General features: G+C 43.6%; 8 protein-coding genes. All 8 read right to left on the reverse strand.

Features of this window, described 5'->3' with window-relative positions; translation table 11 throughout:
• On the reverse strand, nucleotides 1-1,663 hold a 1,663-nt coding region (locus WC955_04015), incomplete at its 3' end, for a SpoIID/LytB domain-containing protein (GenBank protein MFA5858210.1).
• Nucleotides 1,664-1,672: 9 nt separating this feature from the next.
• On the reverse strand, nucleotides 1,673-2,431 hold the full coding sequence (locus WC955_04020; GenBank protein MFA5858211.1) for a hypothetical protein: 759 nt from the start codon (nucleotides 2,429-2,431) through the stop codon (nucleotides 1,673-1,675).
• Nucleotides 2,428-4,290, reverse strand: coding sequence for an N-acetylmuramoyl-L-alanine amidase (locus WC955_04025; protein ID MFA5858212.1), 1,863 nt, complete (start codon nucleotides 4,288-4,290; stop codon nucleotides 2,428-2,430). Before WC955_04025 ends, WC955_04020 begins: the two co-directional genes overlap by 4 nt.
• 123 nt (nucleotides 4,291-4,413) lie before the next feature.
• The gene (locus WC955_04030) at nucleotides 4,414-6,456 is read right to left on the reverse strand and encodes a hypothetical protein (GenBank protein MFA5858213.1); all 2,043 of its coding nucleotides are present in this window, start codon (nucleotides 6,454-6,456) and stop codon (nucleotides 4,414-4,416) included.
• 38 nt (nucleotides 6,457-6,494) lie between these two features.
• Nucleotides 6,495-7,397, reverse strand: a complete 903-nt coding sequence (locus WC955_04035; protein MFA5858214.1) for a PorV/PorQ family protein — start codon at nucleotides 7,395-7,397, stop codon at nucleotides 6,495-6,497.
• Nucleotides 7,398-7,439: 42 nt separating this feature from the next.
• Nucleotides 7,440-8,807 (reverse strand): FlgD immunoglobulin-like domain containing protein, encoded by a 1,368-nt coding sequence (locus WC955_04040; protein MFA5858215.1) that lies wholly within the window; start codon nucleotides 8,805-8,807, stop codon nucleotides 7,440-7,442.
• A 35-nt stretch (nucleotides 8,808-8,842) separates the two neighbouring features.
• The gene (locus WC955_04045; GenBank protein MFA5858216.1) at nucleotides 8,843-11,020 is read right to left on the reverse strand and encodes a SpoIID/LytB domain-containing protein; all 2,178 of its coding nucleotides are present in this window, start codon (nucleotides 11,018-11,020) and stop codon (nucleotides 8,843-8,845) included.
• A gap of 59 nt (nucleotides 11,021-11,079) precedes the next feature.
• The gene (locus WC955_04050) at nucleotides 11,080-12,018 is read right to left on the reverse strand and encodes a PorV/PorQ family protein (protein MFA5858217.1); all 939 of its coding nucleotides are present in this window, start codon (nucleotides 12,016-12,018) and stop codon (nucleotides 11,080-11,082) included.
• Nucleotides 12,019-12,028: the final 10 nt, after the last annotated feature.

Below are 12,028 nucleotides of genomic sequence, written 5' to 3' on the forward strand. Positions count from 1 at the left end.
CATCGTTAACACTTGCGGTAACAGTAATTGTTGTCTGTTCAAACGCATATTGATTAACAGAATGTACGATTGACGGCGGGTCAGTATCGCTATCGTTGACATTAACTTTATACGGCACAGTATCCGACCCGGAATACGCGAGATTACCGGCGGTATCCACTACTTTGATATAATACTCCACCCCGGCGGTAGTAACCACCCCGCTATCGACGATTACTTCATACACATTTACCGCTACGCTAACCCCTTTTTTTTGGGTATACACCAACCTACCTGCTGTGCGGTAATACACATCAACCGACTGTACACCGCTTCTATCCGTGGCAGTAACACTAACAATAAACTGTTTTTTTGCAACTGTCTGAGTGACAGGCACATGCAGAATATTCGGGCCGCCCTTATCGACAATACTGATTGAAGTCGTAAAATAATGCTGGAGTATCTGATTATAAGTATACCCGTGGTCACCCATCCCGATGGCGCCGTCCTGACACATCCCAGCACCATGCCCACTGCCTTTACCCTTGAAAATATATACTCCAGAAGCTGAAGAATACGTTAACGCTGTTATCAAATGACTTGGGAGGTATGTATACCCCACAACCCCGCGGAAAGTGTTACCCCTCACGACTTTTGATTCCGCCGGAGTTTCATATTTAATAGTAATATACTTTGCCCGGCCGGAAGAATCATATTCTGAGATACTTATACCGTCAGCCGCTAGAGTTGACGCTGAATTTGCAGGCGCGGTATTTGCGTTTCCTTTTAACTTAGACTGAAGTTCACTTTGTGTAATACTCTTCTCCCATGCGTTATACGTAAAATCCCACGCACAAAACACTGTTCCGTTAGAACTATCATCAAGGCCTTTTAGATACGGGCTTGCAGACCCACCCCAGATATCTTCGATATTCGCAACCTTTCCACCGCAGTGGCCGTGGTAGGTCATATCTTTAACGAGACTGCCGTTATAGTACAACAATATTCCGGCAGTATCGTCTACAGCGGCACAGCATTTTGTTGTTTCAACACTATACCCGCCTTTATTACTATACTGACTGCCATACACCTGGCAATGGGTAAGATCACAGACATCAAACCCATCAGCCTGGTGGATATTAAGATTACGCCTTATAATTGCCAACGTTCTCGCAACTACCGCCTGCGCCTTCAACGCCTCTACGGGCGACGTCCCGCCTATTTCCACAGGTACAACGCCATAAATATATTCATCCAAGTCTACAATATTGACAAGTTTGACATACCCGTTACTAACCCGCGCTTCAAACCTTCCGCGGTATACCTTAAATTGCCAGTTATTGTATCCAACTGAAACAAACTCTGTCCCCGGATTTTTTGCGCGGATAATCACGGGGTTAGCATACGGCCCCTTCCCTGTAACATAAATATACCCGCTACGCGCTTCCACATTCTGTACACCCGCACCTGTAAATATTACATACCCTGTATACAGATCAACAATTTCATACTCCGTTGTTGAGGGCGACCCGCGGAGATAAAGTATTGTTTTATTAGAAAGATTATTTGAAAACCCGGATGAAACATAGGTTAACCCCACCCTCACATCCTCTGCAGGTAAAGTGGGAACAAACAAGGTTATTACGAGCAAAACCGTAAATAATACACTAAACCTTTTATACATAACCACCCGCTACTTTACTATACCGCTTTCCACTGCACTGTTCCCAACAGGATCCGCATACCCGGTTGTAACACTAACAATTTTATCAGTCAACTTCATAACCTGCACACCGAGCCGCGTTTCTCTCCACTGCGGAGAACCAAACGCCATATCTTTCAACGCGTCAAACTCTTCCATTGTCCCCAACTCTTTTGTCCATAAATGCCCGTCGGTAAACAACGTCCCTATCTGATGTTCACTCATTTTTTGTGTCCTCACCTGCTGTTGAAAAACATTTTCCGGGGAAGATACATTCACCATAAAAACCTCAATCCCGGCATCAACAGAATACGCGCTATACCCCCCAAACGAAGGGTGTACAATTCCAAAGTTACGGATTGAAAAAGTGTCTATAGTGTTATCCATAACATAATCCGCGCCAAACTTTTCCCCGAGTTTTGCCAGCCGTTCCGTACGGCTAGCTTCCGGTGCGATTTCACGTACAACCTGTTTTCTCATTTTATCAAGCTGATACCGTGACGGCACAAACGGCTGCCATTTCACTAACGTATCGAACCGTTCCGCCAATAACTTCCTGAACCCTTCCCCGAGATCCCAATTACCGTTATAACCACTTATATTTATCAAAGGCAATATCAACACTTTTTTTGATGCACTAGCAGGACTATACTGCCCCCCGTCCTCCGCTGCATGTATACCTACGGCGGATAATACTGCTGACACAGCTACCAACATTATTACGATATAACGCACGGATTTCGCCATCATTTTTTCCCCGCCTCATTCTTAACAAAATTACTTATACCCATAAACACCGCATGTCCGATTTTTTTACGAAAACCCTGTTCTGCCAACAAAGCTTCATCATCGGGATACGACAAAAATGCAGCCTCCACCAACACCCATACCATATTAGACGCTTGCGTTATGAAGGGGTTCCAATACACGTAATACGCCGGTTTCAACCCTATCTTAACAAGTTCCGCAAATACGTTTTTTGCGAGTTCCTTATCCCCGGGATACCCATAAAACATCGCTGCGCCCTGTGACTTCAACGGATCATAATTCTCGGGTACCGAATTATTGTGCATACACACAAAAATATCAGCACCCGCTTTTTTTGCGAGATTAGCGCGTTCTGTCCAGGAAAGTTCGGTATCATTATCATACCGTGAATATACAACCTTAGCCCCTGCTTTTTCAAGGTATACCCCTAAAGCTTCCGACATTGCGAGATTAACCTCTTTCTCAACTAACCCTCCTGACCCGATAGCCCCGAAGTTACGTCCCCCATGCCCGGCATCAACAAATACCGTCAATCCTTCCAATGCACGCTCACCCGCAAGTTTCACCTTTGGAGGATGTTCTATCTGCAGTACAAGATAAGTATCTTCGTAATACATCCCGGCACCCCAATGCTGTTGCGAGTCAAGGTCAAACACAAATTCAACAACATCATCCGCGCGATAATTAGTTTTAATATTCTTAACATACTTATTCTCAAGAAAATCCGCTGTCCATCCGGTATCCACATTCGCACCGTATAGAGTCAATACCAGCTGTGTTGACGGGTACATCACCTGATCAAGTTTCACCGGAACCCTTGCATCCAACGAAAAATATATCTTGGTATACTCGCCATAACCGGTAGAAACTTTTATACCCCAAACATTAGTTTTCTCCGGCGGCATACCTTGTGGCAGAAGCTCAACATCCCTTACCCTAACCCACGCGGTTTCCGTATTACTCAACCTCACACGAAAATAATTTCCATATTTTCCGTTTATCGCAACAACAGTATCCCCCGGCTGCGGATAAAACAACTTTCTGCTTGCCTGGGGATCAGCATAAAACATTGCACCGGAATACTTAATTTTTCCAACAGTAAGAATATACCCGGGCATAAAACTGACTTTAGATTTACTCTTTGCATTAGCACTCCCATTTTTTGTGGACAGATAAAACCGTACAGCGGCATCCTGAACTTTATCCTTCGGCTGGACAACATAATGCCCAACATAAACCCCCGGAGTTTTATCTTTACCCCACCCGGACAGTTCCGCCATCTTTACACGCCCTTCAATCCCTTCGATTGCAAACCCCGCGGTTCCTCCGGGAGAACCCTTAAACCTTACCTCCAGAATATCACCAGGTATTAACGTTTGTTCTGCGTTAGGAAGGATTAACTCATTCTCAATACTTACCGGTATGGTGCGTGTTGCACCCCTTTTTTGCGCACGGACAATGTTAAGAGAATACTCCGCAACCCCGCTACTGGTTACCGCCTTGAACCCCAACTCATTTTTCCCGTGCTTAAGCTGTACCAACCCGACAAACACGCCGTTTGGAAAAGTTTTTACCGGCACATTATTCAGGGTAACCGTAGCACCGGGAATAGTATATCCTGCATACCTGATTTGTGCTAAACTAAGAACGCCTTTAACATCTTTAGGTTCAGGATATGTAATAACCAGGTACTTTTTTTGTATGACAGGAATCTCTGCGAGAGAACTGGTAGACACATTCAATGCATCAGTACTAACCGTTAGTTCAAAACTATCTTCAGGTTCTATATACTCATTTGCACAAACACTTAAAGTAAACCAAAAATTACAGCAGGCCGCCATAGCGGCAATAAATCTTACCGCATAAATAATACAGCATTGTGCGCATATAGTTTTTTTGAACAACTAAGTTTCCCAATTTATTGTTTTTGTTTTTTATCAATAAAAAATAACTTATTAAACCAACTATCCGCCCATATATACGGTCAAAAAGATATAATCCCGTACATCACGAACTCCATCGGGAGTAAGCCACTGATAATCTTCGCGTTTAACCCCTGCGATCATTGCAAGCTGGTACTTCAAGTACAACACCTGGCTCACAACTTCGAAAAGGTACGTTGTTTTATCATAATCCTGTTTATCAACATAATCGCGATACGGCAGGAACTGCATCCCGGCCACGCACCGCGTCTTGTTCGTCATCTTATAATCCGCACGGAAAATCAATGCGTTTTGGGTTACATGCTTAACCGAATCCCCGAAATAAAGCTCATACTGTGTTTTCAGCATCGGGGTTAAAGTTATACGGTTAAACAACAACGGCGTTGTATAACTTAACCGGTTAATTACACCTGTAAAATTTGACTGTCTCTGTACGGAGGACGACATATCCTGCAGGTTCGATTCGTATTTAAGCTTTGTCTCGAACTCAAGATTCTTGAACCTGTTGTAATTAACATCCAAAAACAGCGTATTCACTAAACTATCGCGTTCCGACAGTTTATCAGACAATACCGTATAAACCGTTTCACGCACGTTTTTATTATACTTAACAGAATACTGTACGGTATCATCAGGGATAGCATCCTGCACGCGTTTAATATAATACTTCAACTGCACATCCATAATATTAGGCACCCGCGTGTTATAGATCAAAGTACTATAAACCGAATCCGCGCGTTTTTCAGGGTTAGACGGCATATTCTCCACAACACCGCCCAGTCGAATCGTCATATTTTTACTTGGCGCGTAATCAGTAATCAACCGCATACCCATACGGTCACGAGCATAATCATAATCCGGTTTTTGATCATTTTCGAAGTAATCAATAATACCGTTATTATTAAAATCATCACCAAACTCAAAATCCGGAGAGTCAACGCTGAACCTCAAAAAATCTTCTTCATAGTCAGGTATGGCGTTACGGTTTTCGTTGTAATCCGATATCCCGTTCTTATTTTTATCCAGCCCCGGAAACACTCCGTCTAAATAGTTAAAGAAATACACCTTATTCGAAAGATATTGTGAATATGACATCTGGTCAAGTTCGTCAGGGTACTGGTCATTATCATCGTTATCATCAACCAAATTATACGAATTTGTAAAACCATTAATCGGCGTCTTGATCTTACTTTGCGCAAGATTCAATTGTGTGGTATACCCGGGATCAACGTAATAATAACTGCCGCTTACCTTAAACTTTCCAAGCTGTGTATCAGCTTTTGCCTGGTATGCCGGATAAGTTTTATCCGACGGTTTTCCGCTGACATACTCACCGCTGGAGTTATATTCCGTACGATAATTCAATCCGCGAAGGTTGCCATAAAGAGCAAAACCCATGATACCCAACCCTGTTGTCCCCGTACCGGTACCATAAATTGTTGACTCACCAAGGATGTTATTATCTACATGACAATTAACATACCCGAGCCCGAATTTTTGCCCAAAAAGTTTTAATTCATCATAAATCCCGAGAAGGTACACAGGCTCATCTTCATTTGCCTGATAGATAGGATCATTCCACGCATCATTCGGCACAAGTATTGGGTTAGACAACCGCGAAGTTATAATACTCCAGTCGTTAAACTTACTATTCATATCCCAGCGGATACCGCTGAACCCTGCTTTATCGAGCATAAACGACCCGAATTTAGTCCTAATTTCATCCCCGATGATTACCCGGTGCTTCATTCCTTCAAACTCATCCGCCACCATAATAAGTTCCTGCAACCATCTGTTGTATCTATAACTCTTATAAAGATAAGAATCAGCATTAGCAGCATCCGACCCGAGATTAATAAACTCATAGATGTTGTATCCGGTCAGCATTTTTTCACCGAAATAATCGTACCAGTCATAAATATCGGTACCTTTACGCGGATACCCTTTATAATCGCTGCTACCGTAGTTTTCATAATCAGTACCACTGATAGCCCATATAGGTACTGCAGCAAGCATCAGGGCTGCTGCTATACCTATAACCCAAACTTTTTTACTTACACCCATGCCGCCTCCTTAAATTATTATTAAATATTAGACTATAATCAGAATACATACGATACCGCAGCACGGTATGTTACGTCCCAGTCTCCATAAGGAATATATGCGAGGTCAAGCTTGAGTTTACCCATATACAAACTTCCCCCCAACGTAAAACTATCCGTGGTATTAATTTTATACCCCAATCTTAACGCAATATTCTGTCCCATCCAAAGCTCACCACCGATGCGGAAATTAGTTTTACCTTCAGACGGCTGCACAGCTTCGGCTAACACATTAAGCGTACTCTTAGAGTTTTCCATAGCTTTGAAATACGCGCCGATATTAACAGTTACCGGCAAATCCTCTTTTGTTTCGCCAAACGACTGTAGCTGCGTACCGATATTATGCAAGTTCGCTCCGAACCTTATTCTATCACTCATCGCGTATAACGCACCGACGTCTACGCCTATAGACATTGCGCTTTTATCAACTAAAGATTCCATAATAAGTTTAGCGTTTGCCCCAACTGACAACGCTTTATTAAACCCTATCCCAAACGACCCGGCAAATGCCATACCGCTGTAACTCAAAGAGGTACCCGTATCATTCCCGGAACTATCAATTTCAGCAAAAGGTTCCATCCCTAACCGATAAAACCCGAACCCCATTGCCATTTTATCTTTCGGCATAACGAACCCTATAAACTCGTAGTTAAGATCACCGATCCATTTGAGGTACATTGCGGATACTTCCATCTTTTTTACATGCACAATCCCTGCCGGATTCCAGTACACCCCGCTGGCATCATCGCTAAGCGCAGTAAACGCTTCACCCATACCAGCCGCACGCGCACCGGCGCCAATCCTCAAAAACGACATTGCAGTAGTACCTTCCGCGGAAAATGCAGCACCCGCTACAACCATTGTAATGCATACTGTCATTAACAAAACCACAAACTTTTTCATCTTTACTACCTTCCTCCTCTTGAGATTAATTAATTACCTAACTTACCTGATTACGACTACGCGCTGAATGTTTTTTGAACCCCCGAGCCCTACATGCACAAGATATACTCCGCTGCTTACAAATTCACCGGAATCATTTTTTCCATCCCATAAAGACGTGTAATCCGTATTCCCATTAATCTGATGAAAACTTTCAAGTGTGCGTACCAGTTCACCATTCAAGTTATATATCCTAACCGTTATATTCCCAGTTTCTATACTACTAACACTATATCTAATAGCCGCTTTTTCGGAATTAACGGGATTAATCCTATTCGGAAACGCTTTCATAGAAATTGCCGGGGAGATAGTAATAATTTCACTACATTCATAAGACGGCAACCCCTCGACGTACTTTGTATCCACTGCAGTAACAACATAATAGCACCACGCATTGTTCTTCACAGAATCATCTGTCCAAGTGGTACCAATAATATCAACAGCAATCGGCATATAAAACTTCTTAGCTTTAGCTTCCGCTCCGGTAGAGTAAGTGGAACGATACACTTTATACCCGCTGATAATCCCCGACGGCGGCGGATTCCAGGTTAGTACAATCTTCCCATTATCAGCTTTTGACCCTACCCCCTGAGGCGAACCAGGCGGAACAATGGGGCTTACATTTGTAAGTTTAACTGCATCCGCCATAACATAGCCATTAGCTTTATTTGTCTGAACAATAGTCGTCATACCTTCGTTAAACTTAAATGTTCCCATCTTAACCCATTGCCCACTAAGCGCCTGCTGGTTTGCTAAGTATGTAGAAACACCGTCCGCGTGAGTTATAAGATATGGTGCATCTGTTGCGCGGTTAGTTCCTGCAATCCACCATGAATAAACAGTATAATTCCCTGCTTCAGGTATTGATACGTTCCAGGTAACTATTTTTGAACCATCCCCGCCGCCAGACCTATGATACCCGCTGCCATAGTAGACCCCGCTTCCCGCGAATGACGTTTCATCTTCAAACCCGCCATTTACGCACGCAGCATCTTTACTGTCAATAATAATATCGCTTGACGGTTTTACAAGCGTCATACTCACCCCAGTTTTATCTTCGTTTGATTTTAGCACGATATACTCAAGCGTACCGGTAGTATACCCGCTGGAAATAACTTTTAGATCATAAATACCGGGTAACAAATTCTCTAGTTTATATGTCCTATCCGGTTGAATATAAACGTAACTTGCTTCAACAGTCGTACCTGTCATCAACAACTTTATCAAAGTTGTCGTCGATATTGACTGAGGATTATCCCCAAACCCTATCACCCCGCTGATTGAAGAAGTATGCCCATTCACGGCAAGCACCGATAATAACATCATACTGAACACCAAACTAATAATTCTAAACCTAATGCCTTTATTCAAAGCTAAGGTTCCCCCTTTCGTACTTTATAATAATATCAATAAATTTTCTTGATCACAGTACCCGGGAAGTAATGCATAAGTATCTCATTATACTTTTTACCCTTATTCCCCATCCCGATCGCGCCTTCTTGACACATTCCAACTCCATGACCCCAACCACACCCGATAAACCTATAAATTTCCTCACCGGACGCAGCGTCTTTATCTTTTTCGAGTACAAACTTACCGGTATTAAACGCAAACACTCCGCCTAACGCCATACGTATTGAATACTCTTTCTCAACTTTTTTACTGGTATTACTCCCGACAATTTCTACCCACCTAAGTGTCCCTGCCGGCCCGCGGTCCCCAAGCTTAATCTCTTGTAATGTCCCAATAGGAATAGTTTTATTAATCAATACCTCAAGCTCGGACTTCTTAAACTCTTTTGTCCAGCGATACCGTGTTGCATTCATACAATACGCTTCGGGTTTAGACTTTACCCACTGCGTAAACTGTGATTCAGATAACGGTACCTTATATTCTTTATTCAAAGCTTCATCAAAATCACCTTTTGCAAGCATATACCCGGACGACCCGCCGCCCCATACCGCACCGGGATCTTCCATAAACCCGCCGCATACCGCGGAATATACTGTTGATGCAAGATTACCATTGAATGTAATAACTTCACCCTTAGTTTGTGCTACTGCATCATTTGTGGGAGCCGATTCGCGGCTCAACCCGCCATACGCCTGGCAATGCACTTCTGAACATAAATCAAATCCATCTGTCTTATGGCGGCCCAATTTAGCCAATGTTTCAGTACGTGCAGCCACTGCCTGCGCTTTTTGCGCTTCCAACGGCGCATTAGTCCCGATTTCAGCAGGCACCACACCGTTGACATACTCATCTATCGGCAGTTGATTAATCACCGACAACAACCCGTCCATCCCGATCCGTATCTCAAGATTACGGCGGTACAACTTACCCGCAACACCAACTGACTTTCCTTCTTCCTCAGATTTCATTGCGATGAGGTCATCAAATACGCCGAACGACTGTTCCGCAGGAGTAACGAGTTCCAACTGCGACTTTGTGGTTGGCGGAATTATCATCTGATGTATCCATGTTTGGTCATACCCTGACGCTACCAGCTGTGTTTTAAGTTTTTCCGCTTCTTCCCGCGTAGCTGCATCACCGACTCTAACTTTATACCATGGTGATTCATATATTACATACACAGGAACACCGGTAATCATTTGTTTAATTTTATTAGCTTCAGTATCCGCATTTTCCTGACTTGAATACGACGCAGGTGCTGCACGGAAGACCGTTTTTGCCGCCCCGCCTTCGCCTTTGATCTTTATAGTCCACATATCCCATGCCGCAGCCGAAGATATCACAACACCGTTTTTGTCAAGGAAAGAAAACTTGCCGTTTGAATACACAGTAACCGTCGGCCGGCCTTTTAAAATTCCGATCTTAATATTATCCAGAAGCTCTGCTGAATACTTCAATCCCGCACCGCTGGATGTAGATGAAGCAGACGCAGTTGTTCCCGCTGCTGCTGCAGACGGTTGGCGTAACCACGCGTCAGTATACCCGATCCCCACCATTTTTTGGCGCATAGCTTCCGCTTGTTCACGCGTATCAAACTGCCCCACACGAACCTTGTATAAATCACCTTCCAATGTGGAAAACACAGGGTCAGTAATACCCGTACCGGCAACTTTTGTTTTGATAGTATCTGCAGACTCTTTCAACCTTGTACTTGAAATCTGAACTGACCATTTGGAAGGATTTAACTGCACTTCCTCCCCAGCTTCCAACGGAACTTCTATAGAATCAGATGCGATCCAGCAATCTGTGTAACCAAGTTTAACAAACTGATCCCTAAGCTTACTAGCTTCTTCCTTAGTCTTACAATCACCCATACGCACTTTATACAATCCGCCTTCGGTGATAACATGCGCTTTTACACCGGGAACGATATTCATCACAGCCTTACCCATACCCTGTGCACCGTCATAACTTTGCATTGACCCGAGCTGCACGCGGAACCCCGGCATATTCTTCATCGGGATAACTTTATCCGACTTTACAAGAGTCGATTCATCTCTTACTTCCAGCCACTTCGCTTTCTGAAATTCCATACAGCCGGTTAGAATAAATGTGCACGCAAAAACTGTGACAATACCTAACTTTGCCAACCCTAGATTACTTTTCTCCATCTTACCTCCGTTGGTATAACAATACAATAAAACTATATTAAATGCTAACTGCGGTTTTATTATAACTTAACGTTTAACGATACGCGTATAGGGCTCCCAAGGTCTCCCATCTGCCAATATGCAAGATCCGCTATAATATCCATATTACCCATTTTATAAACAATCCCGCCGCCAAATGTTAATCCCGCGCCTACTACTTCAGTTGTTTGATAACCGCCACGCACAGCGATACCCATGTCTTTGCTTACAGGATAAATATATTCCGCACCCGCGCGAATGTTCATTTTGCCTGAACTAATAAAATAATTAATATCCCCGACAATATTCAATGCGTTCTCCATCATCTTATACGCCGCACCCGCACGAACTGTCATCGGTAATCCAGCCTCTACGGAATCAAGTTTCATCGCAGTCCCAAGGTTCTGTAATGCCGCGCCAATCATGATATCCTTGCTCATAATATACGTTACTCCGGCATCAATACCCATTGCTGAGCCCGCTTTTGATGAAATTGTTTCAGATACCATCTTACCATTCAACCCTACCAGCAACGCGTCATTAATCTTGCGTCCCAATCCAACAGTTACAGCCATATCGCTGTAACTAAGTTTTTTCCCGGTGATATCAATCCCGCCATCCGTTGCTTCCTTAGTTTCATCAATCTGCGCGCTTGCCATACTCAACGCTGCACCAACAGTACCAATCCCTGCTAACGGGACAGCACCGGCAACAAATTCGTAATTGATTCCACTAACCCACATATTATGAGTGAATCCAATTTCCTTTTTTTCAACTAACGCTAATCCCGCCGGGTTGAAGTATATTGAATTAACGTCATTTGCCGCACCGGTAAACGCTCCGGCCATCCCCGCCGGGCGAGAACCCGGGATAATGCTTAAGAATGCCGCACCGCTGGTACCACCTGCGCCATAACATAACGACACCGCCACCGCTAAACACACCGCTACTGCCAACCCTGCTACTTTCTGCTTTGCCATTCTACCTACT

The sequence above is a fragment of the Elusimicrobiota bacterium genome (genome assembly GCA_041658405.1).
Lineage (GTDB): Bacteria > Elusimicrobiota > UBA5214 > JBBAAG01 > JBBAAG01 > JBBAAG01.